This window comes from Hymenobacter sp. YC55, assembly GCF_029433095.1.
Lineage (GTDB): Bacteria > Bacteroidota > Bacteroidia > Cytophagales > Hymenobacteraceae > Hymenobacter.
Genome location: NZ_JARNTX010000001.1, coordinates 1419797 through 1444035, shown reverse-complemented (window position 1 = coordinate 1444035; position 24239 = coordinate 1419797). Strand labels below are relative to the sequence as shown.

At 55.8% G+C, this 24239-nt stretch carries 20 protein-coding genes; 8 read left to right on the top strand and 12 right to left on the bottom strand.

Annotated elements, in window-relative coordinates; all coding sequences use genetic code 11:
• Nucleotides 1-107 precede the first annotated feature (107 nt).
• Nucleotides 108-2528 carry an alpha-ketoacid dehydrogenase subunit alpha/beta gene (locus P1X16_RS06270; RefSeq protein ID WP_277227036.1) on the bottom strand — a complete coding sequence of 807 codons (2421 nt, stop codon included), beginning with the start codon at nt 2526-2528 and terminating at the stop codon, nt 108-110.
• 189 nt (nt 2529-2717) lie between these two features.
• On the opposite strand from P1X16_RS06270, the gene P1X16_RS06265 reads away from it, so the two are divergent.
• From P1X16_RS06265 to P1X16_RS06250, 4 genes are all read left to right on the top strand, one after another.
• Nucleotides 2718-3491: a DUF1573 domain-containing protein gene (locus tag P1X16_RS06265; protein WP_277227034.1), complete on the top strand. Its 774-nt coding sequence runs from the start codon at nt 2718-2720 to the stop codon at nt 3489-3491.
• A gap of 230 nt (nt 3492-3721) precedes the next feature.
• The gene (gene ald, locus P1X16_RS06260; protein WP_277227033.1) at nt 3722-4849 is read left to right on the top strand and encodes an alanine dehydrogenase; all 1128 of its coding nucleotides are present in this window, start codon (nt 3722-3724) and stop codon (nt 4847-4849) included.
• Between the two features lie 158 nt (nt 4850-5007).
• Nucleotides 5008-5607: a hypothetical protein gene (locus P1X16_RS06255; protein WP_277227032.1), complete on the top strand. Its 600-nt coding sequence runs from the start codon at nt 5008-5010 to the stop codon at nt 5605-5607.
• 23 nt (nt 5608-5630) lie between these two features.
• Nucleotides 5631-7526 carry an LTA synthase family protein gene (locus P1X16_RS06250; protein ID WP_277227030.1) on the top strand — a complete coding sequence of 632 codons (1896 nt, stop codon included), beginning with the start codon at nt 5631-5633 and terminating at the stop codon, nt 7524-7526.
• A gap of 57 nt (nt 7527-7583) precedes the next feature.
• Here the strand turns inward: P1X16_RS06250 and P1X16_RS06245 are convergent, their stop codons facing one another.
• Nucleotides 7584-8039 carry a type I restriction enzyme HsdR N-terminal domain-containing protein gene (locus P1X16_RS06245; protein WP_277227029.1) on the bottom strand — a complete coding sequence of 152 codons (456 nt, stop codon included), beginning with the start codon at nt 8037-8039 and terminating at the stop codon, nt 7584-7586.
• A 211-nt stretch (nt 8040-8250) separates the two neighbouring features.
• On the opposite strand from P1X16_RS06245, the gene P1X16_RS06240 reads away from it, so the two are divergent.
• The 3 genes from P1X16_RS06240 to P1X16_RS06230 all read left to right on the top strand — a co-directional run bounded on the left by P1X16_RS06240 (nt 8251) and on the right by P1X16_RS06230 (nt 11334).
• Complete coding sequence (locus P1X16_RS06240) at nt 8251-9024, top strand: AMP nucleosidase (RefSeq protein ID WP_277227027.1); 774 nt, start codon at nt 8251-8253, stop codon at nt 9022-9024.
• Between the two features lie 143 nt (nt 9025-9167).
• Nucleotides 9168-9602 (top strand): hypothetical protein, encoded by a 435-nt coding sequence (locus tag P1X16_RS06235; RefSeq protein WP_277227025.1) that lies wholly within the window; start codon nt 9168-9170, stop codon nt 9600-9602.
• A gap of 79 nt (nt 9603-9681) precedes the next feature.
• Nucleotides 9682-11334 carry an amidohydrolase gene (locus tag P1X16_RS06230; protein ID WP_277227024.1) on the top strand — a complete coding sequence of 551 codons (1653 nt, stop codon included), beginning with the start codon at nt 9682-9684 and terminating at the stop codon, nt 11332-11334.
• Between the two features lie 76 nt (nt 11335-11410).
• On the opposite strand, the gene P1X16_RS06225 is transcribed toward P1X16_RS06230, so the two are convergent.
• The 9 genes from P1X16_RS06225 to P1X16_RS06185 all read right to left on the bottom strand — a co-directional run bounded on the left by P1X16_RS06225 (nt 11411) and on the right by P1X16_RS06185 (nt 21233).
• The gene (locus P1X16_RS06225; protein ID WP_277227023.1) at nt 11411-11926 is read right to left on the bottom strand and encodes a DinB family protein; all 516 of its coding nucleotides are present in this window, start codon (nt 11924-11926) and stop codon (nt 11411-11413) included.
• 137 nt (nt 11927-12063) lie between these two features.
• Entirely contained in the window at nt 12064-13506 is a 1443-nt protein-coding gene (locus P1X16_RS06220) for an MFS transporter (RefSeq protein ID WP_277227021.1), read from the bottom strand.
• Between the two features lie 64 nt (nt 13507-13570).
• Nucleotides 13571-14200 (bottom strand): nucleotidyltransferase family protein, encoded by a 630-nt coding sequence (locus P1X16_RS06215; protein WP_277227020.1) that lies wholly within the window; start codon nt 14198-14200, stop codon nt 13571-13573.
• Between the two features lie 72 nt (nt 14201-14272).
• Complete coding sequence (locus P1X16_RS06210) at nt 14273-15460, bottom strand: XdhC/CoxI family protein (RefSeq protein WP_277227019.1); 1188 nt, start codon at nt 15458-15460, stop codon at nt 14273-14275.
• 372 nt (nt 15461-15832) lie between these two features.
• The gene (locus P1X16_RS06205; RefSeq protein ID WP_277227018.1) at nt 15833-18169 is read right to left on the bottom strand and encodes a xanthine dehydrogenase family protein molybdopterin-binding subunit; all 2337 of its coding nucleotides are present in this window, start codon (nt 18167-18169) and stop codon (nt 15833-15835) included.
• Between the two features lie 68 nt (nt 18170-18237).
• A complete protein-coding gene (locus P1X16_RS06200; protein ID WP_277227017.1) occupies nt 18238-19218 on the bottom strand; it encodes a xanthine dehydrogenase family protein subunit M in 981 nt (326 codons plus the stop codon).
• A gap of 124 nt (nt 19219-19342) precedes the next feature.
• Nucleotides 19343-19981, bottom strand: a complete 639-nt coding sequence (locus tag P1X16_RS06195) for a 2Fe-2S iron-sulfur cluster-binding protein (protein ID WP_277227015.1) — start codon at nt 19979-19981, stop codon at nt 19343-19345.
• A 521-nt stretch (nt 19982-20502) separates the two neighbouring features.
• Complete coding sequence (locus P1X16_RS06190; RefSeq protein WP_277227013.1) at nt 20503-20730, bottom strand: hypothetical protein; 228 nt, start codon at nt 20728-20730, stop codon at nt 20503-20505.
• Between the two features lie 233 nt (nt 20731-20963).
• Entirely contained in the window at nt 20964-21233 is a 270-nt protein-coding gene (locus P1X16_RS06185) for a hypothetical protein (RefSeq protein WP_277227011.1), read from the bottom strand.
• Nucleotides 21234-21572: 339 nt separating this feature from the next.
• Here P1X16_RS06185 and P1X16_RS06180 point away from each other — a divergent pair, with 339 nt between their 5' ends.
• The gene (locus P1X16_RS06180; RefSeq protein ID WP_277227009.1) at nt 21573-23696 is read left to right on the top strand and encodes a prolyl oligopeptidase family serine peptidase; all 2124 of its coding nucleotides are present in this window, start codon (nt 21573-21575) and stop codon (nt 23694-23696) included.
• Nucleotides 23697-23921: 225 nt separating this feature from the next.
• On the opposite strand, the gene P1X16_RS06175 is transcribed toward P1X16_RS06180, so the two are convergent.
• Nucleotides 23922-24131 (bottom strand): hypothetical protein, encoded by a 210-nt coding sequence (locus P1X16_RS06175; RefSeq protein ID WP_277227008.1) that lies wholly within the window; start codon nt 24129-24131, stop codon nt 23922-23924.
• Nucleotides 24132-24239: the final 108 nt, after the last annotated feature.

The window sequence follows — 24239 nt, the reverse complement described above, 5'->3', positions numbered from 1 at the left end:
TAGTAGCGTCGCCCTCTTTTTTTAAGCTTCGAATAGGCATTACGTGTTGCTAAGCGAATAAGAAGTGCTGTTTCTAAGTACCTGTTAAAACAGCACTTCTTATTCGCTTAGTAAATAGCAGGGAAACGCTTCGGGTCGGCTTCGCGCATCATCTCGTATACAGTGTCAAACACTTCTTCTGCATTGGGCTTCGAGAAATAGTCGCCGTCGGAGCCGTAGGGCGGACGGTGGGCTTGGGCGGCCAAGCAGCGGGGAGCCGAGTCGAGGTAGCGGTAGGCATCCTGGTCGTCGATTACCTGCTGCATCATGTAGGCGGTGGCGCCACCGGGCACGTCTTCATCGGTGAAGAGCACGCGGCTGGTTTTCTGGATGCTGTCGGTGATGATGTGCTCTAGGTCGAAGGGCAGCAGGGTTTGTACGTCCACCACTTCCACCGAAATACCAACTTCTGCCAGTTGCTTGGCGGCGTCCAGCACAATGCGGCACATCGAGCCATACGTAACCACCGTTACGTCGGACCCTTCGCGCAGCACATCGGGCACACCTAGCGGCAGCGTGAACTCACCTACGTTGCTCGGGATTCGCTCTTTCAGGCGGTAGCCGTTAAGAGGCTCAATCACAATGGCGGGTTCGTCGGCGCGGAACAGGGTATTGTAAAAACCAGCCGCTTGGGTCATGTCGCGGGGCACACAGAGGTGAATGCCGCGGATAGCGCCTAGAATCATCTGAATCGGGGAGCCGGAGTGCCAGATGCCTTCTAGGCGGTGGCCACGAGTACGCACAATCAGTGGCGCCTTCTGGCCACCCTTGGTGCGGTATTGCAGGTTGGCTAGGTCATCACTCAGAATCTGAATGGCATACAGCAAGTAATCCAGGTACTGAATTTCGCTGATGGGACGCAGGCCGCGCAACGCCGCCCCAATGCCTTGCCCTACGATGGTGCACTCGCGGATGCCGGTATCGGTCACGCGCAACTCGCCAAACTTCTCTTGCAAGCCAGCAAACGCTTGGTTGACGTCGCCGATACGCCCCACGTCTTCGCCGATGGCAAAAATGCGTGGGTCGCGCTGGAAGTTGGCATCGAAGCAGGCTTGCAGTACTTCCCGACCATCTACTTGCGGGGCGTCGGGCGCGAATCGGGCAGGCACCACTTCAATGTTGCCGATTGCCTCTTCGCTTTGGCTGAACAGATACGAGTTGAAGCGGTCCGCATTTTCGGCCTCGGCCTGATCGAGCCAGTTCAGCAAGTTACGGCGGGCACCGCTGCGCTGGCCGCGCACGAGGCGCAGGGCGCGGCGTATAGTGCGCACAAGGTCGGCCCGAATTGGTGTTGGGTTTTGCCTTAGCGAATCCACTAGCTGCTGCACACCACTCTCGGGGCCAGACTCCGTTGCCAGCTGGTTCAGAAGCCCTAGCACCTCGTCGCGCTCCTGCTTGATAGGATCGAAGAAAGCGGCCCATGCTGCGGTGCGAGTGGCTTTCACTACTTCGCGGGCTTCCGATTCAATCTGCAACAGTTCGTCTTCGGTGGCGTGGCCTTCGGTTATAAGCCAGGCCTTCATTTTCACTAAGCAGTCGTGCTGTTGCTCCCACACTAGCCGGTCTTTGGACTTGTACCGCTCGTGGGAGCCGCTGGTGCTGTGGCCCTGGGGCTGCGTCACTTCCGTAACGTGGATGAGCACTGGCACGTGCTGCGTGCGGCATAGTTCGGCGGCGCGTTGGTAGGTATCAACAAGAGCTGGGTAGTCCCACCCTTTCACCACGAAAATTTCGAAGCCTGGTTCTCCTTCCCCATCGCGCTGCAAGCCCATGAGAATGGCCGAAATACTTTGCTTGGTGGTCTGGTACTCGGCCGGCACGGAAATACCGTAGTGGTCGTCCCACACGCTCATCAGCATTGGAATCTGGAGCACGCCGGCGGCATTAAGCGCCTCGAAGAACATGCCCTCGGAGGTGCTGGCGTTGCCAATCGTGCCAAACGCTACTTCGTTGCCGTTCACTGAAAACTGCTCGAACTGTTGCAGCTCAGGATTTTGGCGGTAGAGCTTGGAAGCGTAAGCGAGGCCTACCAGACGGGGCATTTGGCCGGCAGTAGGCGAAATGTCAGCCGAAGAGTTTTTGCTGGTGGCCAGGTTCTTGAAGTTGCCATCTTCGTCGAGGATGCGGGTGGCGAAGTGGCCGTTCATGGCGCGGCCAGCCGTGGCGGGCTCGGCCTCTACATCGGTGTGGGCGTAGAGCTGGGCGAAGTACTGTTGCAAGGTCAGCTCGCCAATGGCCAGCATGAAGGTTTGGTCGCGGTAGTAACCGGCACGCCAGTCGCCGGCCCGGAAAGCACGGGCCATGGCCAGTTGAGGCAGTTCTTTGCCGTCGCCGAAGATGCCAAATTTGGCCTTGCCCATGAAGACCTCTTTGCGGCCCGCCAAGGAGGCGTACCGACTTTCCCACCCGAGGCGATAGTCGCTCAGGAGTTCATCTTTACTGAGAGTGGCCACGGGGGCCAACAGGTCGGCAGATTCGGTAGTGGGCATAAAACGGATGGGGGTTGATGCCAGGAAAGGCTGGAAGGGCCCGCACATTGGGTACAGACGCGCAAAAGTACGGATTTGGCCGGCAGGTTTTGTTGAGACGCAAGGAGGGGCGTTTTTGTTTATCTTTGGCACGCAGAACGCCGTACTACAAGCCTCTGCCTCACCTTGTTCTACTCAACACCTACTCATATGAAACACTTTGCCTCGCTTGTCTTTGCCGTGCTGCTGGCCGTAGGCGCCCGCGCCCAAGGGGTTATTACTTTCGAAAAAGATCTGTACGACTTTGGCAGCGTGCCCGAGGGTACCATGGCTACGCACGAGTTCAAGTTCAAGAACACGGGCAACCAGCCCGTAGTTATTGCCAACGTGCAAGCGTCGTGCGGCTGCACCACTCCCGACTGGACCAAAACGCCGGTACTGCCGGGCAAGTCGGGCATCGTAAAGGCTATGTACAGCAGTGCTGGCCGCCCGGGTGTGTTCAACAAAACGGTTACGGTGACCAGCAACGCCAGCGTACCAAGCACGGTACTTACCATCAAAGGCAACGTGGTAAACAAAGAGCAAGCAAAAGCCACCATGACGCCCGCGCAACTAGCACAGTCGCCGCGCTTGGTGCTAGACCGCACCACGCACGACTTCGGCAAAATTGAGTCGGGACAGCAGCCCGTTGCTAAGTTCACGGTGAAAAACACCGGCAAGCAGCCGTTGGAACTCGGCATGATAACGTCGGCTTGCAACTGCGTGGGCTACAAATCGGTACCGCCAACGGTAAAGCCCGGCCAGAGTGCCGTAATAGAACTGTTGTACGCACAGCGTCAGACCGGCCCAATGTCGGATGTAGCTACACTGAGCTCCAATGATTTGAATGGCGACGTGAAGATTACGCTGAAAGCCAATGTGGTGCGCGACTTGAACAGCAGCAGCATGGTGAAGGAAACCAACGCGGTAGTACCATTTAAGTAAGCGCCCTAGTCAAGTGAGCTTCGCCAACAGGTCTGCTGGCTGCTTCCTCTTCATTTGAAATAATAAGAAGCCCCTGACGTGCTTATAGTCGTCAGGGGCATTTTTGTGTACGTAATTCTGTGCATGCGGCACTAGCGCCGACATTGCGGTGTTGTGGTTTCTCGCAATGACGGTAGTTCACCTATCTTTGCACTCTTCAATTTATCATCTTCTCACCTTCCCGCTCTGCCATGATCATCGGCGTACCGAAAGAAATTAAAAACAACGAAAACCGCGTAGGCTTAACGCCTGCTGGCGTAGCTGAACTCCGCAAGCAAGGCCACGAACTGTACGTGCAAAGCACGGCTGGCTTGGGCAGCGGCTTTCAGGACTCCGAATATTCAGAAGCAGGCGCCACTATTCTGCCGACCATTGAAGAAGTGTATGCCAAGGCGGAAATGATTGTGAAAGTGAAAGAGCCGATTGCGCAAGAATATCCGCTGATCAAAGAAAACCAACTGCTATTCACGTATTTCCACTTTGCTTCCGGCGAGGAACTGACCCACGCCATGATCGAGCGGAAAGCCATTTGCCTGGCTTACGAGACGGTGGAGCTTTCCAACCGGGCCCTGCCCCTGCTCATTCCGATGAGCGAAGTAGCGGGCCGCATGGCGCCACAGGAAGGTGCTAAGTATTTGGAGAAGCCGCTGAAAGGCCGCGGCATTCTGCTAGGCGGCGTACCCGGCGTGAAGCCTGCCGAAGTACTTGTATTGGGTGCTGGCATTGTAGGCACGCAGGCGGCTAAAATTGCTGCCGGCCTAGGTGCGCAAGTTACCATCATGGACATCAGCCTGAATCGTTTGCGCGAGCTCGACGACTTCATGCCCAAGAACGTGGTGACGCAGTACTCCAATGAGTACAACATCCGTGCTGCTATCAAAACAGCTGACCTCATCATCGGTGCCGTACTGATTCCAGGAGCCAAGGCGCCGCACCTCATCACCCGCGACATGCTCAAGACCATGAAGCCCGGTACGGTGCTGGTCGATGTGGCTGTAGACCAGGGTGGTTGCATCGAAACCTGCCGCCCCACCACGCACGAAGACCCGACCTTCATCATCGACGACATCGTGCACTACTGCGTGGCCAACATGCCGGGTGCCGTGCCTTACACGTCTACGCTCGCTCTTACCAACGCTACCTTGCCTTACGCTGTGAAGCTGGCTAACCTTGGCTGGCAGGAAGCTTGCCGCCGCGACGAAGCTTTGCGACTCGGGTTGAACGTGGTGCATGGCGAAGTGGTGTACAAAGGGGTAGCTGAAGCCTGGAACCTGCCATTGGTTGATGTACACAACGTGCTGGAAGAAGCAGCCGTTTAAGTGAATAGCTAAGTATGGAAAAGCCTTTCTGACCGAATAGGTTAGGAAGGCTTTTTCTGTAGCGTGAAGCTCCAGCCTCACGCATCGTTGCACGAATTTCAGTGAACCGGCCACGGCTACTCACTGATGCGCCACGCTGGAGCTTGGCGTTATTTCTTATGAAAGGCATTCTTTATACGGGCGGCGAGCTAACCGACCTTGCCACTTTCGCCCGTCTTCCGGTTTATCTTCAAACCTTTCTGCGCGAGCAAAACGGCGTAGTAGCCTATTTTGGTGGTCTGCACATACGCGGTTGCGTAGCCGAACCTACCTGGCATTCGCTGGATGCAGCCTGGCAAGGCCCCACCGCCTTTTGGCGCACCTACGACGAGGTAACAGAATCCGATATTCCGTTTGGCCAAGACTGCGTGGGCAACCAGTTCCTGCTGCGCGGCGACGCTGTGCTGCTGCTCGATACAGAAACCGGCGAGCTAGCCGACTTGGAGGTGGACTTCAAGCACTTCTTGTTCGGCGTGGAGAAGTATCCGCTTGATGCGCTGGGCATGGAGCCGCTGCGGGGTTTTCAGCAGCAGGGCGGGGTATTGCAGCCCGGTCAGTTAGTGAGCGTCTTTCCTCCGTTCTGCATAGCCGTCAATAGTGGCAAAGCACCCTCACTCAAAGCCGTTGCTGCTGCAGACCGATTGGCGTGGCTGGCTGATTTCCATCAAAAAATCAAGGACCTGCCCGACGGACAAACCATCCAGCTGACGGGCGAGTAGTTCCTTTTCTTGTTGTTCTGTTCATGATTTCACCACTTCTGCGTCTGCTGCTGCGCCGGTTGCTGCTGCTGATGGGCGCGTATGTGCTTTTGCGGCTAGGCTTTTATGTAGCCAACCAAGCCGTGTTTCGGGAGGCGACGACGGGGCAGGTGCTGATGGCCTTCTGGCACGGCTTCCGCTACGATATTTCGGCGCTGCTGCTACTCAACTTGCCGTTTCTGCTGCTCTCGTTGGTGCCAGCCTTTAGCTTCCGGTGGCAAGGTTTTTTGCGCGGCGTATATCTTACGCTCAATGCTTGTGGTATTGCGCTCAACTTAATTGATACGCAGTATTTCAAATTTATTGGGCGGCGTACCAGCAACGAGCTCTTTACCATCACCGACGATATTGAACGGCAGGCTGGGCAGTTGGTAGGCCACTATTGGTTTCTCCTGATTCCGTTTGCGGTACTGTTTGGGCTGGTGTGGTACTTCTATCCGATGCCGACGGCAGACGATGCCGCTTATTACCAAAGCGGAAGGCGCCGCAAACCAATACTCCGAACGGCACTGGAAATAGTAGTGCTAGCGGGCCTAACAATTCTCGGTATCCGGGGTGGATTTCAACTTAAGCCGTTGCGCACGGGCCATGCTTTCATGCAGACGCCGCCCATCCTGGGTCATGTAGCCTTGAACAGCACCTTTACTTTCCTGAAAAGCTTGCGTGCTGATGCCCCCGAGCGGCGCACCTATTTCCCGTCGATGGCGGCGCTACGGCCGGCGCTGGCCATCCGGCAACCTGGTCCGCGCCCCGGCGCCCCCCGCGACAATGTAGTGGTGCTGCTGATTGAGAGCTTTGCCTCTGAATACAACGGCATCGAAAACGGTGGGAAAGGCTACACCCCTTTTTTCGACTCGCTGGCGACGAAGGGACTGTTTTTTCGGCAGCACTACGCCAACGGCCGGCGCTCCATCGAGGCGCTACCAGCGGTGCTAGCAGGTCTGCCAGCCCTCACCGAAAACTCGTTTATCACCTCCAATTTCCAGACCGATGAGTTGCACGGCCTAGGTGAGTTGCTAGGCCGGAATGGCTATGCCACGTCGGTATTTCATGGCGCGCAGAACGGCACCATGGGTTTCAATACCTTCGCGGGCATTACGGGTATTCAACAATACTACGGCCTCGATGAATACCCTGGCAGCACCAAGAGCCCGGATTTCGACGGGCACTGGGGCATCTTTGACGAGCCGTATCTGCAATATTTTGCCCGCCAACTAGGCCAGCAGCGCCAGCCGTTCTTCTCTACGGTGTTCACGCTGACTTCGCACGAGCCTTTTCCTGTGCCGGCGCAGTACAAGAATCGGTTTTCGGCAGGCGAACTACCTATCCACGCCTCTATCGGCTATACTGACTTCGCGCTCCGGCAGTTTTTCAAGGCCGCTGCAAGTCAGCCCTGGTATAAGAACACGCTGTTTATTGTGCTAGCGGATCACACGTCGCAGACGCTACGGCCCGAGTACCAAAACACGCTTGGCTCCTACAAAACGCCGTTGCTGCTCTTTCACCCTAGCCGCCCGCTACCCACTGCCAACGTGGACCGCATCACGCAACAAGCCGATATTCCGGCTTCAGTGCTCGACTATCTTGGGTTAGCGGCTAATCAGCCCCTCCTACCCTTCGGCTACTCCGTGTTTGATACCGGCACAACTGGCCGCGCCCTTTTTCTGAGCGGCGGCAGCTACTTCCTGGTCCACCACGACTATGTAGCTGAGCTCACTGTCGACAACAAGGTGCGGCTTTACCCCTACCAAAAACACGCATTGCCGGCCACGCCCCTACCTGCTCCTGATCCGCAGAAACTCCGCCAGTACGGCGACGAGTTGAAAGCCTGCGTGCAGTTTTACTTAAACGGCCTAGCTGACAACGCGCTATACAAATAGTGAGTAAGTAGGGAACATTCTATTTGCGCTACTCTCGCCAATAGAATGTCGGCCACGCTATTTCACAACCTCACCGTACGCGGGCACTTCGCTCAGCATCTCGTTGGTGCGCTGCTCGAAGTTTACGCGCCAGCAGAAGTGCTGCAAGCCGTTGGTGAGCAGTAGTAAGGGTGCACCAATGGTTTGGTTGTAGGTAGCGGCTTGCTGGGCCACGGCGGCCGTTATGGGTACTGTGGGCCGTTTGCACTCCACGAGCAGCAAGGGCGTACCATCAGGCCCTAGGGCCCACAGGTCGGTGCGCTTCTGGCGCTGGTTGTACCGGTGGCCGCGCTCCAAGCTCAGCAAGCCCTTAGGGTAGCCACGGTGATTGATGAGGTAATGCACCACATGTTGGCGCACCCATTCTTCGGGCGTTAGTACCACCTGCTTGCGGCGCAGTACGTCCCAGATATATATAGTTTCGCCGCTTTGCGTAAGTTTGTAATCGAAAGGCGGCAGGTTTAGCTCTTGCATCACCTCCAAAGGTACGGCCCTGGGCTCTGGTTCCCGCTTTTCACTCCCGTACCGTCGCCCACTCGCTGGGTGGACGGTTTTTTTGTAACCAATTTATTTCAACATCTACTGAGCTTGACGACGTATCTCGCCTGTATTGCAGCTGCTAGTATAGACTAGAGCCCACATACGAGTTGCTTCGTGAAGCCCCGCAGAATAGAATTTCCCCTTTATGAAAACCAAATCAGACATTGTTGAAAATTGGCTGCCGCGCTACACCGGGGTTCCCCTCAAGGAGTTCGGGCAGTATATATTGCTCACCAACTTTATCAACTACGTGCACATGTTCGCCGAGCAGTTTGGCGTGGAAGTGAACGGCCTTGATAAGCCGATGCAAACGGCTACGGCTAACGGCATTACCATCATCAACTTCGGCATGGGCTCCCCCATGGCGGCCACCGTAATGGATTTGATATCGGCAGTGAAGCCCAAAGCGGCGCTGTTCTTAGGCAAGTGTGGTGGTTTGAAAAGCAAAACCAAGCTCGGCGACCTGATTTTGCCTATCGCTGCTATTCGGGGCGAGGGTACTTCCGACGACTATCTGCCGGCCGAAATTCCCGCGCTTCCCTCCTTCCGTTTGCAACGCGCGGTGTCATCGATGATCAAGAAGCACGAGAAGGACTACTGGACCGGCACCGTGTACACCACCAACCGCCGGGTGTGGGAGCACGACGAAAACTTCAAAGAGTATTTGCGCCAGATCCGGGCGATGGCCGTGGATATGGAAACGGCTACCATCTTCACGGTAGGCTTCGTGAACGAGATTCCGCACGGCGCGCTGCTACTCGTCAGCGACAACCCGATGACGCCGGAAGGCGTGAAAACGTCGGAAAGCGACAAGAAAGTGACGGCTGATTTCGTGACGACGCACTTGCAAATCGGCATTGATTCGCTGTTAGAACTCAAAAACTCAGGCGAATCGGTGAAGCATATGCGCTTCGAGTAGCGAAAACAACGCCTTTCGCTTAGCTTGCATAGCGGCGCTACCAGCAAAACCCCAGTGGCTCCAAACCGCTGGGGTTTTTGTTTGTACCCGCCACCTGTTATTGAAGTCATTGCGCGTCCTGTATTGCTCTGCTTTAATTTGCTATGGATTCATTCTCTACTCCTTACCTTGACGTCACGTATCATCCCGACCAACAACTGCTACACGGGCATTGGAAACGGGGCGTGATGCCGTTCGAACTCCAGCGAGGTTACGCAGCCATCCTCGACATCGCAGCCGAAATGAACTGCCGCTTCTGGCTGATTGATGTCCGGCGCCGAACAGGGGTGGATGCTTCGGATGTGTTCTGGATGATGGAAGATTTCTTCCCCCGTGTGTATCCTCGCCTTGGCCGCACCGCTTATGTAGCGCTCCTGATGGCGCCGCACCATCTTGCAGGCGCCATGGCCAATATTGGCATTCCTCAAAACAAGCCGGCTTCGCAAACCCTGCCCTACCTGATTCAGCGATTCACCGAGGAAGCCCCCGCCCGCATCTGGCTCGAAGAATGCCTGCAACAAGACTCCGTGGAGCGGTAGGAATAGTGATTTGGTGACGCAGTACTGTAGTTGGTGCACCGGCTAAACCACTACGTTACTAAATCATTACTTTCGCGGCATGCTTAAATCTTTCCGCCTATTTGCCCTGCTGCCGTTGCTAGGCTTTTTTAGTAGCTGCCAAAATTCCAGTCAGTCCGTTGATTTGGTGGTGTATAATGCGACGGTCTACACCGTCGACTCCGCTTTTGCTAAGGCTACGGCCTTCGCCGTGCAAGACGGGAAATTTGTGGCCGTAGGCGAAGAGAAGGACATCCGCAGCAAGTACACAGGCAAGGCAACCATTGATGCGCGCGGGCAATTCATTTATCCAGGCTTCTACGATGCGCACTGCCACTTCTACCGCTACGCCCTTGGGTTGCGCGATGCCGATTTAGTAGGCACTACCTCGTGGGAGCAAGTGGTGACCAAGCTCCAACAACAGCGCCAGCAATATCCGCAGGCAGCTTGGCTGACGGGACGTGGCTGGGACCAGAACGATTGGCCTAACAAGCAATTTCCAACCAAAGACACGCTCGATGCCCTATTTCCAAACACGCCGGTGTTTATTGTGCGCGTCGATGGGCATGCTGCCCTCGTAAACCAGAAGGCGTTGGACTTGGCTGGGGTAACCACTAAAACCCCCATTAGTGGCGGCACTATTACCAAAAACGCGGCCGGTCAGCTAACGGGGCTATTAGTTGACAACGCGGTGGATCTAGTGAGCACCAAAATTCCGGAGCCTACACCCACCGAAGCCAATGCCGCGTTGCTGGAAGCTCAGCAGCGGTGCGTAGCCGTGGGCCTTACCAGCCTCGCCGATGCAGGCCTCGACAAAGCCAACATCGACCAGATGGCCGCACTACAGCAGCAAGGCAAACTGAAACTGCGCGTATATGCCATGCTCAGCCCCACGAAGGCCAACAAAGACTATTACCTGAAGAACGGCCCGGTGTTCGAGGACCGTCTTACGGTGTGCAGCTTCAAGGTATACGCCGACGGGGCCCTTGGCTCACGCGGGGCCTGCTTGCTGCATCCCTACACCGACAAGCCCAAAGAAACCGGCTTCCTACTTTCTTCTATAGCCGACTATCGCACCTTAGCAAAAGAGCTGGCCGCTAGCAAGTTCCAGATGAATACCCACGCTATCGGCGACTCTAGCAACCGCCTGCTGCTCGATATTTATGGGGAAGTACTGAAAGGCAAAAACGACCGGCGCTGGCGTATCGAGCACGCGCAGGTGGTAAGCAAAGCCGACGTGCCGAAGTTTGGGCAGTTCAGCATCGTGCCGTCGGTGCAGCCTACCCACGCCACCTCCGATATGTACTGGGCTGGCGAGCGACTTGGCGCCGAGCGGCTAAAAACGGCCTATGCCTTCAATGATCTGCGCCTGCAATACGGCCAAGTGGCCCTCGGCTCCGACTTCCCAGTGGAAGATATTAATCCGCTGTTTGGCTTCCATAGCGCCGTAGCCCGTCAAGATGCCAAAAACTACCCCGCCAAAGGGTTCCAAATGGAAAATGCCCTTAGCCGGCCCGATGCTTTGCGCGGCATGACCACCTGGGCAGCACACGCGGCGTTTGAAGAAAAACAGAAAGGCAGCATCCGCCCCGGCATGGCCGCCGACTTCGTGGTATTGGATACTGACTTGCTGCAAGCGCCCAAGGAAAAGCTGCGCGGCGCGAAGGTGCAGCAAACCTGGATTGCCGGCGAGCAAGTATTTAGCGGTAAATAAATTACATGTAGGCAGTAACAAGAAAAGGGGTAGTAGTTACTACCCCTTTTCTTGTTACTGCTCATCTTCAGGCAAATTAGCGCTGAGGTGCCTCGTCGGCCGAGCCGCCGTAGATAGCAGGCACCGGAATATCGAGCAGACGCAGGTAAACGCTTAGCTGGCCCCGGTGATGAATGAGGTGATTTAGGACCAGAGTGCGGGCTACGGCAGTGCGGGGCATGGTCATGAACACCTGCTCTCCCCGACGCAACGACCATACTCCCTGAAGCATAGCGTCATCTATTTGCTCTAGCGCTTTGTGAATGTTTTCGCTGTTGACATCAAAGCGGCGCAGCACTTCATCGGTGCTGGTGGGTGAGTCGGGCATTTTGGTGCTGGCTAAGTCGGTTTCGGGACCAGCCATCGACATTTCCAGATAGCCCACCAGATTGGCCATATGCGAAGCAAGCGTACCAATCTTCATCGACTTGGGATGGGGCTGCCAGCTAAACTGCTCGGTAGGAACTCGCTCTAGGAGGCGCCGCGTAAGTTTCAACTCGTGTTTCAGTTCTTGGCTGAGAGCCGCTTGCAAAGTAGGTTGAGAGTCGGTCATGAGGTTGGGAGGATTAAGTTGAGCGTAGTGAGAGGAGATAAAAGTGAGTACGTGGCGGGAAGTTATTGGCTGATTTGGTAAGTAAACAAAAAACCCCGCTGATGAACGGGGCTTCTTGTTGATCTGTCGGGGTACGGTTATTTACGCGTAGCAGGCATGCCTACGTTGGGTGTAGCGGGTGGTGGCGCTACTGCCTCATCCCCTGCTCCTTGCACCTCGTCGCGCAATTTTTTGCCGCGCAGCGTCAGCAGAAAAAGCAGCCCGAGCACAAAGAAGACAATGAGCGACAAGATGCTATTGCGCATGGAACCCGTAATCTGGGCAATGACGCCGAATACCGCCGTGCCAATTACGATGCTCAGCTTCTCGGTCACATCGAAAAAACTAAAGAAGGCCGCCGTATTTGGGGTATTCTCGGGAATAATCTTGGAATACGTGCTGCGTGACAAACTCTGGATGGCGCCCATGGTGAGGCCAATAACCGAGGCCAGCGCGTAGAAGCTCCACCCGGCCTGCACGAAGTAGCCCGCCACGCAGATGCACATCCAGATAAACACCGACCAGCTCAGGGCCCGCGTATTGCCAATGCGCTCCGAAAGCTTGGCAAACAAATAGGCGCCTAGAATACCTACTACCTGCAGCAGCAAAATGGTAATGATAAGGGCCGTGCTTTCCAGATGCAGCTCCTTGTCGCCGAAGATGGTGGCTACGTACATCACGGTTTGCACGCCCATGTTGTAGGTGAAATAGGCGAGCAGGAAACGCTTTAGATTAGGCAACTGCTTGAGCTGATCCCAAACTTTGCCTAGCTCCCGGAAGCCGTTGAGCAGCCAGCCCGAATCGGAGGTGGCCACGGCGGCGGGACGGCCGGGGTCGGCGGGTAAGGTGAAGAACGGAATCTGCGCGAAACCCGCCCACCAAATACCCGTGAGCAAGAAGGAAATTCGAGCCGGCAGACGAGCCCCGTCGGGCGTAGAGGCATCAATACCCAATATACTAGGGAACTGATTGATGACCAAACAGATAATCAACAGCACCACCGAGCCGATATACCCCATCGAGAAGCCCCGCGCCGAAAGCGAATCATATTGCTCTTCCGAGGAAATAAGGGGCAGGTAGCTGTTGTAAAACACAATCGAGCCTGAGAAGCCGAAAGTGGCCGCAATGAAGACAAACGTGCTGAGCGTGAGTGTTTCGGGCGTAAAAAAGAACAGCGCGGCGCAACTCGCGGCCCCGATGTAGCAGAAGATCTGCATGAACAGTTTCTTGCGCCCCGAGAAGTCGGCCAACGACGTGAGAAACGGGCTGATTAAGGCCACAAGCAGAAAGGCCGCTGATATGGCATACGTCAGCAACGACGAGCCTGGCACTTGGAACCCTAAGAAGTTAACCACATCGGTTTTTGGGCTCAGCGTTTTGGTGACGGCACCCCAATAAATAGGAAAGATGCTGGACGTAATAACCAGCGGATACACCGAGTTGGCCCAGTCGTAGAACGTCCAGCCGCGGGTGATGCGCTTGTCGTCTTTGGGGATGTTCTCGAAGCCGGTGTCCGGCGCGGTAGCCGAGGCAGTTGTCATAGAGACAGAGTTGAGGATGTAGTACCGGCCAAGATAACGGGATTCAACGGTTGTGGTTGTTGAGCTATCGGGAATCTTGTTTGTGGTCGGACCGCGGGAGAGTTCCTTCTCCTAACAGTGCGGCGTATTGCTCGGGCGTGTCTACGTCAATGGCACCAGCCGCGAAGGGCACGGTGGCTACTAGTTGCGGGTGCTGCTTGAGTAGTTGGGCGGCTCCGGCAGCATCAGAAATCTCCTGAAGCAGCGGCAATACTTCGGGCCCGAAAAGCACCGGCACACCCCGCACGGCTCCGTATTCGGCGGCTACTATGGGCTGGCCCGTATGCCAGTAAGTTGCCGCTAACTGCTTGATGACAGTAGTTGTCACGTGCGGCTGGTCGCAGAGCATTACCGCAACGGTATCCCAGTTGTTGCACAAACTTTTTAAAGCTACCAACCCGGTTTTAAGAGAGGCACCCATACCTAACGCCCAGTTCGTACAGCGCACGGGCAATACAAGCAGCCCGGCTAATTCCGGCAGCAGTTCCTCGTGCAACGCACCTGTCACGACTACTACCGGCGCCCCCGCAGCGGCCGCTACGGCGGTTTCGGCGGCGCGACGGAGTAGGGTTTTCCCTTCGTATGGCAACAATTGCTTGGGCTGACCTAGGCGCGAAGACGAACCGGCCGCCAGCAAAATAACCGCAGTGGGCATAAGAGAATCTGGTTGTCTTTCTACAAACCTGTCGTCCTGAAACGCCAGCACAAGCGCACAATCCCTTTTGTGTTAAAGCTCACAGACAGCATCTACACGGCCTTCTGCTTGCAAGGGTCCATCGGAGTGCAGCGGCGGGTGAATGGGGTGGGGCGAGTCGCGCAGGAAGCCGGCCGGGCGCCCCGCTAGCACCGCCTGAATTTCAGCTATAATAGACAAAGCAATTTCTTCGGGAGTCTCGGCACCTAGGTTGAGGCCAATCGGGCTATGAAGCCGACCAGCCAAGAAGTTACCAGCCGCGGGTTCTTCTTTTTGCAGATCAGTAAGCAGCCGCTCATACTTTTTGCGAGGTCCTAGGAGCCCAATGTACTGCGTGGGGGCGTGCAGCAAGTGGCGCAGCACGGCCAAGTCGTAGTAGTAGTTGTGGGTCATGAGCAACGCAAAGCGAGTGTCATGAGGCTCCGCTCCTACTTCAGCCAGCGGTAATACGCGCACCAACTCCGCCTCCGGAAAACGTGCTGGTTGCGCTTGTATTGGCCGACCATCTACTACCTGCACTCGCCAACCTAACCCAGCAGCCAAACGCACGAGTGGCTGCACATCGTTGCCGGCACCATAGACCGTGAGGCGTACGGGGGGGCGTAATATCTCGAGGCATACCCGCACCGTGCCAGCGCCTACTGCATAATGACGAGTTGCCGGCTGCCTGGCTTGCAAGGCAGCACGAGCATCCGATAAGATGGTATCGTACAGCTCAGTGGAGGCTGGAAGTGTGCCTTGCACTGTGCCATCTGACAGCAGCAATAGCCGCTCTCCCATCTGGGCCGGAGCTTGCGCGCCAGCCAAGCTGAACACGGTAGCTACCACCGCGGGTACCTCCACACCCTCGGCCCAACGACGCAGCAGTTCTATCGGATTGTCCGGGTCAGCGAAGTCAAGGGGCTCCAACAGAATCTGCACTATGCCTTGGCAGCCTAGCGCAGCACCAAACTGCAAATCGTCCTCCGGGTCGGTGGAATCGTAGGTGACGACGGTGGGCCGGCCTTGCCGGATGGTTTTGTGCGCCCGCCGACGGGCATCCCCTTCCAAGCAGCCGCCGCTGATAGCTCCTGTAAGTTGTCCGTCTTCGGTTACCAGCATGCGGGCTCCCGGCCGCCGATAAGCCGAACCGGCCACATCAACCACCGAAGCCAACGCGCAAGCCCGGTTGGCAGCACGGTGTTCGTCGTATGCTAGAAGAAGACGTTGAAGCTCAGTCATACCGATAATTAGTTTGCGCTAAAATACTTTATACGAAGCATGAAAGCTTCCGACATCCTAAAGTTGCTTTTCTAAAGCCAGAAATTGAAGCTAAGATGCTCATGCCTTAACTAAGAAAGGAACAAAGGTGATTGACTTGTTGCTACTGACGCTGCTAAAGTACCTGTCATGCTGAGCGCAGTCGAAGCATCTCGCGTGTTGACACAGGAGTAGTATATACCACACTTGCGAGATGCTTCGACTGCGCTCAGCATGACAATAGTATTCTAACCTCAGCACGCCAGATGCTTCGGCAAGCTCAGCATGACAGACGTGGGTTGTTCTACTGTATTTCAATCACCTCTACTCTTCCCATCTGATCTGAGGACGATATTAAACCGACAATACACCCATCACCTTGTCTGGTGTAATGGGTAGGTCGCGGACGCGCTTGCCGGTGGCATGAAACACGGCATTGGCAACGGCGGCGGCTACACCTACCATTGATATTTCACCGATGCCTTTTACTCCCATAGCATTGATGTACGGATCGTGTTCCTCGATGAACTCCACTGTCATTTCCGGGATGTCGGCGTTGACGGGAATGTGGTACTCCCCGAGGCTAGCGTTGGTGTAGCGGGCAAAGTTCGGGTCGCGGAAGGTTTCTTCCATTAGTGCCGCGCCTATGCCGAAAATGTTGCCGCCGATAATCTGGCTGCGGGCAGTTTTAGCGTTTAGGATGCGGCCGGCCCCGTGCACGCTCACCCAGCGCGTAACGCGTACAGTACCTAGCTCAGCATCGACGTGCACCTCGCAAAAGTGCGCTCCGAAAGAGTGCATGGAATGGCCGCCTTTGTCGTCTTGGTGGCCAGAGTCGGCGGGACCGGGTGCTAGGCCGCTTTCGTAGCCAGCACCATACTTGCCGTTACCTGTGCCCTCGATGTCCGACATTTCGTTGCGCTTCATCAGGGCCGCGAAGTCTTCGCCTTTCTGCTTGTTGGCCTTGAGCACCATCCTGTTTTTCTCGACTATTACGTCCTCTACTTTGGCTCTGTACAGCGGCGACTTTTTGTCTGCTATGGCTAGCTTTTTCAGCTTCTGCCAGACCTCCTGCGCCGCCACATACACCGACGACGACACTGTGCCTGCCGCCACCGAGCCACCCGAGTTGGGAGCCGTGGGTAAGCGTGAATCGCCTAGCTCGAAGCGCACCTTATCGGGCGCTAAGCCTAAGGCATCGGCGGCTACCTGCGTCATAACGGTGTAAGTACCGGTGCCGAGGTCAGTGGCGCCGCTTTGCACCACGGCGTGCCCGTCGGCGTAGAGACGCACGCGAGCCGTGCCCTGCGAGTTGTGTACCGGGTAGGAGGCCGTAGCCATGCCCATACCGATTAGGTACCGCCCGTCACGGGTGTCGCCAGCTTTGGGGTTACGCTTGTTCCAGCCAAACAGTTCCGCCCCGCGGGCATAGCATTGCTTCAAACTTTTGCTCGACCAGGGCTTACCGTTGGTAGGGTCTTTCTCGGCGTAGTTGCGCAACCGAATTTCCAGCGGGTCGATGCCCAGTTGGTAGGCCAAATCGTCCATCGAGCACTCGATGGCAAATGAGCCAGGTGCCTCACCAGGGGCGCGGGTAAACGTAGAGGTCATTACATTGGCACGCGCCAGCTGATACGACGACTCGAACGTGGGGCAGTCGTAGAGTAGGTTAATGATGCGGCTGTTGGGTTCGGCGTAGTTGTCCCAGGGCGAGGTGGTCGAGGTTTTTTCGTGCACCAACGCCAGCAGCTTGCCTTCCTTGGTGGCCCCGATTTGCAGGGTTTGAGTTTGGTCTTCGCGGTGGCCCATGCCCGTGAACATCTGTTGGCGCGTGAGCACCAGCTTCACGGGCCGGTTCACGGCCTTGGCCGCCTGCACCGTTAGTACGGTGTGGGGCCAGGATGAACCTTTGCAGCCAAAGCCGCCGCCGAGGTATTTCGTCACCACCCGAACCTGCTCTTGCGGCAGCCCCAGCATGGTCGCCAACGACTTCTGCGTGCGCGTAATACCCTGCGTAGACTCATACACCGTTAGTCGGTCGGCCGATTCCCAGATGGCCGTAGTGGAGCCAGGCTCCATGGGGTTGTGGTGGTTGATGGCGTGGGTGTAGGTGGCCGAATGCTTGACAGGAGCCGACGCCAGGGCCGCTTGCGCGTCGCCGCGGCGAGTGTAGCCTTTGGTTTTGTCGTCCTGTACTTTTTCCGGGTTGAAGATTTCGGCTTTGGGGTCTTGGTATGAGGCCAACGGCTTTTCGACGGCATACTGCACTCGTACTAGCGAAGCCGCATGGGTGGCCCGCTCGAAGGTGTCAGCCACCACTAAAGCCACGGGTTGCCCTGCATAATGCACCACGTCGGAGGTAAGCGGCAGGAAGCCCATGGGTGCGCCAATGGCTTTCTTACCTTCCTGGTCGTTGGGCGTTTTGGCGAGTTTAGGCAGGTTTTGATGCGTGAGCACCGCCAGCACGCCGGGCTCTTTCATGGCCGCCGTGGTGTCGATGCTCTGGATTTTGCCTTTGGCAATTTCGCTGCCTTTCAGCACGCCGTACACCAGGCCCTGAAGCGGAAATTCGGCGGAATACTTGGCTTTGCCGGTTACCTTGTCGTAGCCGTCTACGCGGTTGAGCGGCTGCCCCACCACGCCGCCAGTACCGGGGCCATTAGTCTCAAAAAATCGTGGTTCAGTATCCATGCGCGTGATGCTAACTCGTGAGGGGGTCAAACACCAAGCTGCAACTCGGTGCCTGATGGATGGGGTTACTAAGCTGTTATTTCCTGCAAAGCCCGAACAATGGTTTTCTGGGCCATTTCCACTTTGAAGCGGTTGTGCTCCCGCGGAGCCGCACCCCGCACGGCAGCGGCAGCGGCAGCCCGGAAGCTAGCTTCCGTTGCGGGCTTACCGACCAGCATTTTTTCCGCTTCCAGCGCCCGCCAAGGCTTGGTGCCGACGCTGCCCATAGCAATCCGCGCCGATTGAATCTGGCCGCCCTGCACATCGAGGCCCACAGCTGCTGACACCAGCGCAAAAGCGTAGGAAGCCCGGTCGCGCACCTTCACGTAGTGCGATTTGCGCGCGTGCGCCGCGGCCGGCACCGTAACGGCCACAATCAGTTCGTCGGCCTCCAAGATGGTTTCGCGCTGGGGCGTGGTGCCGGGGAGCAGATGGAAATCGAGTAGCGGCACGCGGCGTTGCTTGCCTTTACTGTTCTCCAGGGTCACTACCGCATCCAAAGCTACCATGGCCACGGCCATGTCGCCGGGGTTGGTGGCAATGCAGGCAGTGCTACCGCCCAGGATGGCGAGGCCACGGTTGTCGCCGGTTTGGGCCGGGCAGCCAGAGCCAGGGTTACGCTTGTTGCAGGGGAAGGCCGTGTCGCGGAAGTAGGTGCAGCGGGTGCGCTGCAGCAGGTTGCCGCCGATGCTAGCCATGTTGCGCAGTTGGGGTGAGGCACTAAGCAGAAGCGCCTCGGAAATAGCAGGATATTGCTGCACCACCAATTGGTTTTCGCCCACGTCGCTCATGCGCTCCAACGCCCCGATGCGCAGACCGTCGGCAGTTTCGCTGATGCCTTTGAAGGGCACCATATTGATGTCGACCAGCTGCGGGTGTTGCTCGACGTTGAGCTTCATCAAGTCGAGCAGCGTGGTGCCACCGGCTATGAAAGCCGCCTGCGCACTGTCTTTGCGCACTCCGGTGGCTTCTTTGGCCGTGGTGGCCGTGGTATAGCTGAAGTTGTTCATTCTGAATAGTGGTGAGAGTGTGAAGCGGTGAGTTTGCGTAACCGTGCGAAAGTGAGTCTGCCGTTCTGGCTCTGGCACTTAGGCCAGTAAGGCGTCAAACCCACTATTTCAGTTTTTCACAACGTCACGCTTTGCCCGCCACTTCGCGCACTGCGGCCACGATGTTGGGGTAAGCACCGCAGCGGCAGAGGTTGCCGCTCATCCACTCCCGAGTTTGCGCGTCGGTGGTGGCGTGACCCTCTTTCACGCATGCCACGCCCGACATGATTTGGCCCGGCGTGCAATAGCCGCACTGGAAGCCGTCGTGCTTCACGAAGGCAGCCTGCATAGGGTGCAGTTCCTCGCCTTTGGCCAAGCCTTCGATGGTGGTGATTTCCTTGCCTTGGTTCATCACGGCCAGCGCAAGGCAGCTGTTGATGCGGCGGCCATCAACGAGCACGGTGCAGGCGCCGCACTGACCATGGTCGCAGCCTTTCTTGCTGCCGGTCAGGTTCAGGTTTTCGCGCAGGGCATCGAGCAGGGTTACGCGCGGTTCGGCGCGCAGCGCACGGGCGGTGCCGTTCACGCGCAACGTCATTTCCGTTACGCCTTCCACGGTTTTGGAGTAGGCAGTCAGGCGTTCGGCTTGGCTAACCAACGGCGGCGTAAGGGCCAGCCCCAAAATACCACCGGCCTGCTTCATGAAGGAACGACGCGAGCCATCCTCGGGCCGGGTGCCAGATGGCTCACTGGCAAAGTCGTCTGGCGTAGGATAAGTTGACATAAAGCAGGAAGTGAAATGTTGAAGTTGAGAGCCGCCGTGTATCCGCGCCCCTAAGCCTACTCACGGTGTATAGCCACCTGATCTGATGCAGAAACAACCTAATGGTCGAGCAGTGGTTTAGCGGAACGGTAAACAAACTACCCGCTGCTCGAATCCTTTGGCACTGTTTAGCTACGATACGGCGTACTGTCCAGTCGAGTTTTGACAACAACCGAGTAACTACAGTTGACCTACTACAACTGCTATATTCTGATAATCAGACAGTAGCTTTTGCGCTGTACCTGATGCACCACACCTCCGTGTAGGTCACCACACGTCCTGGCCTATTCCTGTACCCGTATGTTCTTCACCCTTACCATTAAGTCGTGGGTACTAACGCTTGTAGTTGAGACTAGCAGACACCCTACCCGGCTTATTTGACGCACTACTATGCGGGCTATATCAACTGGAAAGGCCGCGCAAAAACAAACCCCTCGCCGGTACGACGGAGGGGTTTAGCAGGGCGCCCTTTTTGTAGCAGATTACTGTTCACCAACGGCTTTCGGCTGCTTGGTTTTGCCTTTTGCCTTCTTGGGGTTCAGCATGTACTTACCATCCGCAGACTTCTTTTGATCTTTTTTCATCCTCTCCCTCACCTTGGCCGTGTCGGTTTGAGAAGTAGTTTGGGTTGGGGCCGTTTGGGCGTAAGCCGGGCCCATTATACCAAGCAAGCAGGCCGCAAGGCAGGCGGTGAAGAGGGATGTTTTCATAGCATGGAGATGAACGTGAAGGGATGCACTAGCCTGCGCTAGTCATGCGCAGCAGTTTCCTTACCTACGCAGCTTCCAGTAAAGTCGGTATCTCAGTCAGCGAGAATCCTTGAATAAGAAGTCGGAAGCTAAACTATTGGGTGATGGCAGCTTTTCTAGCAACTGCCTTAGACGCTAAAAGGCCCTACCAGAGCTAGTCTGGTAGGGCCTTTAGTGTAGGCTTTAAAGCAAAACTACTGCTTAGCGGGAGTCTCTTCTACTGCTTTGTCAGCTGGCTGGTCGCGCACTACAGCTGTGTCGCCAGCTTCAGGAGCCATTTCGTTGGCAGCTTGGTCGGCAGTGTTTTCTACTGCGTCGCCAGCTTTTTCGGTAGCGTTAGCAGCGTCCGAAGCAGCGCTTTCGGCAGTTGCTTCAGCATTTTCCTTGGTTGCCTGCGAGCAAGAAGCCAAAGCGAAAGGAGCGAAAGCAGCAAGAACGAGCAGGGATTTAACAGAGAATTTCATGGCGGATGAGTTAGGTTTTTCTATGGATTGATATCACCTTGATACCTTATCTTTCAAAAAGTAACCTGCTCAATGCTTTAAATTACTTGAAAATAAAAGCAAAGCCCTTGGGTACTCATTCGCTTTGCTTTCTGCTTTTCACTTCCTATGCCCTTTGTTCAGCATCAAGAATCAATTTACAATCGCCTTGCTATCAACTATATAACTCATTGAACGAGTTGCTATTCCTGCCGAGCTTGTATTACTAAGCTGGCCAGCAACACTTTGCTTGTTGCGTAGCGCCTGTCTTTCTCGGCACACGCTCCTTTCTCCGACCTTCTTTCACGTAACGTTTCCTTTATGAGAAGCCTTTTTACCTCGTGTGTGGTGCTACTGGCTGGGGCGCAGGCCTATGGCCAAACTGCCATCAAGCCCCTGCCCTACCCCCAAACCAAAAAAGTTGATACTGTCAATACGTATTTCGGGACCAAGGTAGCTGACCCCTACCGCTGGCTGGAAAACGACCAAGCGCCCGACACCAAGTATTGGGTGCAGGAAGAAAACAAAGTAACCCAGAATTACCTCAGCCAGATTCCGTACCGCGACGCTATCCGCAAGCGCCTTGAAACGCTGTGGAACTACGAGAAATACAGCGCGCCCTTCAAGGAAGGCAAGTACACGTACTTCAGCAAGAATACGGGGCTGCAAAGCCAGTCGGTGCTGTACCGGCAGCAAGGCACGGGCGCGCCGGAAGTGTTTCTGGATCCTAACAACTTTTCGAAAGACGGCACTACGTCGCTGGCGGGCATCAACTTCACCAAAGATGGCAGTTTGGCCGCCTACCAAATTTCGGAAGGCGGTTCGGACTGGCGCAAGGTGATTGTGTTGCGCACCGCCGACAAGTCCATCGTGGGCGACACGCTGAAGGACGTTAAGTTCTCGGGCACTGCTTGGAAGGGCAACGAAGGCTTCTACTACAGCAGCTACGACAAGCCTAAGGCCGGCAGTCAGTTGGCTGGCAAAACCCAGCTGCACAAGCTGATGTACCACAAGCTGGGTACGCCCCAAAGCACTGATGTGCTTGTATTTGGCGGTGAGAAAACTCCCCGCCGCTACATCAACGGCTTGGTGACGGAAGACCAGCGCTTCCTAGTTATTTCGGCCCGCAACACCACTACCGGCAACGAACTTTACCTCCAGGATTTGAGCAAGCCCGGCAGTGCAATTGTGCCCGTAGTAGACAATGAAAAGACCATCAACCAAGTGGTCGACAATGTGGGCAGCAAGCTCTATATCTTCACTAACCTCAACGCGCCCAACAACCGCGTAGTGACCGTAGACGCCGCCGCTCCTACGCCCACCAACTGGAAAAACCTGATTCCGGAAACCAAAAATGTGCTGGATGTAAACACGGCCGGCGGCAAACTATTCGCCGTTTACCTCAAGGATGCCACTTCGGTAATTGAGCAGTACGATATGGCCGGCAAAAAGGAGCGGGACATTGCGCTTCCTTCAATAGGCTCGGCTAGCGGCTTCAGCGGCAAGAAAGAAGAGAAGGAAACCTACTACACCTTCACCTCCTACATCTACCCGCCCACCATCTTCAAGTACGACATTGCCATCGGCAAATCGACGGTGTATAAGAAGGCAGGCGTGCAATTCGATCCTACCAAGTACGAGTCCAAGCAGGTGTTTTATACCTCCAAGGATGGCACTCGCGTGCCCATGATTATCACCTACAAGAAAGGGGTGGTGCTGAACGGCAAAAACCCCACGCTGCTTTATGCCTATGGCGGCTTCAACGTCAGCATGACGCCTAGCTTCAGCACCTCAAACATCATTTTGCTCGAAAACGGTGGCATCTATGCCGTTGCCAACCTGCGCGGCGGCGGCGAGTACGGCGAAAAGTGGCACCAAGCCGGCACCAAGCTGCAAAAGCAGAATGTATTCGACGACTTTATTGGCGCCGGCGAGTACCTGATAAAGAACAACTACACTTCCAAGGACTACCTCGCCATTTCGGGCGGCTCCAATGGCGGCTTGCTGGTGGGTGCCGTCATGGCGCAGCGGCCAGAACTGTTCAAGGTAGCTTTTCCGGCCGTTGGCGTAATGGACATGCTGCGCTACAACCAGTTCACGGCCGGCGCCGGCTGGGCCTACGACTACGGCACCGCCCAGGATTCCAAGGAGATGTTTGAGTATCTCTACAAGTACTCGCCCTATCACGCCCTGAAGTCCGCCAACTACCCCGCCACCATGGTCACCACCGCCGACCACGACGACCGGGTAGTGCCCGCACACTCGTTTAAGTTTGCCTCACGCCTACAGGAAACACAGCAAGGTGCTGCCCCGGTGCTGATTCGCATCGAAACCAAAGCCGGTCACGGAGCCGGGCGCTCTACTGCACAAGTAATCAGTGAGCAGACTGACAAGTGGGCGTTTATGTTTCAGAATATGGGCGTGCCTTACAACGTGGCCAACTAGCTAGCCTACTTGATTTTATATTTTGCTAGTCGAGCCTAAAACAAGAGCGGGTTGCCAGCAAGGCAACCCGCTCTTGTTTTACTTATCCGTACATACACCAGGCTTTGGTTACTGGAGTTCATCCTTGCTTAGCCTGTGACAACCTTAGGCCTGGCAGTGCCTCACCGAGTTTGCCGCTTCTATGACGGTGTATGCTGCGCTGATGAGATGAATTCAGCAAAGCCGCTATTGGCTGTCTTTGTCTGCCTTCACTTTAGCCTTGCCTTTCTTGTTGTTTACCTTGGCTTTTCCGTCAGTGGTTTTCAACTTTTCCTTCTTGCCGTTAGCTTTCACTTTTGTGGTATCACCCTGTACGGGAGCAGTTTGCGCAAAAGTTGGGGCAACAGTGCCAACTAAGAAAGCAGCAAGGGCGGCGGTGAACAGTGTCTTTTTCATGGAATGAAGTGTAAACTGTGAAAGAACCAGAGTATCACTATCTATGCAGGTAAGCCCATAGATCAGGTGTGCGTACGAAAGTTCGGTTCTATGTGTTTTCGTACGCAT

Coding starts and splice junctions, on each gene's coding strand:
- P1X16_RS06270 (WP_277227036.1), bottom strand. CDS start 2,528: ATGCCCACTACCGAATCTGCCGACCTGTTGGCCCCCGTGGCCACTCTC.
- P1X16_RS06265 (WP_277227034.1), top strand. CDS start 2,718: ATGAAACACTTTGCCTCGCTTGTCTTTGCCGTGCTGCTGGCCGTAGGC.
- ald (WP_277227033.1), top strand. CDS start 3,722: ATGATCATCGGCGTACCGAAAGAAATTAAAAACAACGAAAACCGCGTA.
- P1X16_RS06255 (WP_277227032.1), top strand. CDS start 5,008: ATGAAAGGCATTCTTTATACGGGCGGCGAGCTAACCGACCTTGCCACT.
- P1X16_RS06250 (WP_277227030.1), top strand. CDS start 5,631: ATGATTTCACCACTTCTGCGTCTGCTGCTGCGCCGGTTGCTGCTGCTG.
- P1X16_RS06245 (WP_277227029.1), bottom strand. CDS start 8,039: ATGCAAGAGCTAAACCTGCCGCCTTTCGATTACAAACTTACGCAAAGC.
- P1X16_RS06240 (WP_277227027.1), top strand. CDS start 8,251: ATGAAAACCAAATCAGACATTGTTGAAAATTGGCTGCCGCGCTACACC.
- P1X16_RS06235 (WP_277227025.1), top strand. CDS start 9,168: ATGGATTCATTCTCTACTCCTTACCTTGACGTCACGTATCATCCCGAC.
- P1X16_RS06230 (WP_277227024.1), top strand. CDS start 9,682: ATGCTTAAATCTTTCCGCCTATTTGCCCTGCTGCCGTTGCTAGGCTTT.
- P1X16_RS06225 (WP_277227023.1), bottom strand. CDS start 11,926: ATGACCGACTCTCAACCTACTTTGCAAGCGGCTCTCAGCCAAGAACTG.
- P1X16_RS06220 (WP_277227021.1), bottom strand. CDS start 13,506: ATGACAACTGCCTCGGCTACCGCGCCGGACACCGGCTTCGAGAACATC.
- P1X16_RS06215 (WP_277227020.1), bottom strand. CDS start 14,200: ATGCCCACTGCGGTTATTTTGCTGGCGGCCGGTTCGTCTTCGCGCCTA.
- P1X16_RS06210 (WP_277227019.1), bottom strand. CDS start 15,460: ATGACTGAGCTTCAACGTCTTCTTCTAGCATACGACGAACACCGTGCT.
- P1X16_RS06205 (WP_277227018.1), bottom strand. CDS start 18,169: ATGGATACTGAACCACGATTTTTTGAGACTAATGGCCCCGGTACTGGC.
- P1X16_RS06200 (WP_277227017.1), bottom strand. CDS start 19,218: ATGAACAACTTCAGCTATACCACGGCCACCACGGCCAAAGAAGCCACC.
- P1X16_RS06195 (WP_277227015.1), bottom strand. CDS start 19,981: ATGTCAACTTATCCTACGCCAGACGACTTTGCCAGTGAGCCATCTGGC.
- P1X16_RS06190 (WP_277227013.1), bottom strand. CDS start 20,730: ATGAAAACATCCCTCTTCACCGCCTGCCTTGCGGCCTGCTTGCTTGGT.
- P1X16_RS06185 (WP_277227011.1), bottom strand. CDS start 21,233: ATGAAATTCTCTGTTAAATCCCTGCTCGTTCTTGCTGCTTTCGCTCCT.
- P1X16_RS06180 (WP_277227009.1), top strand. CDS start 21,573: ATGAGAAGCCTTTTTACCTCGTGTGTGGTGCTACTGGCTGGGGCGCAG.
- P1X16_RS06175 (WP_277227008.1), bottom strand. CDS start 24,131: ATGAAAAAGACACTGTTCACCGCCGCCCTTGCTGCTTTCTTAGTTGGC.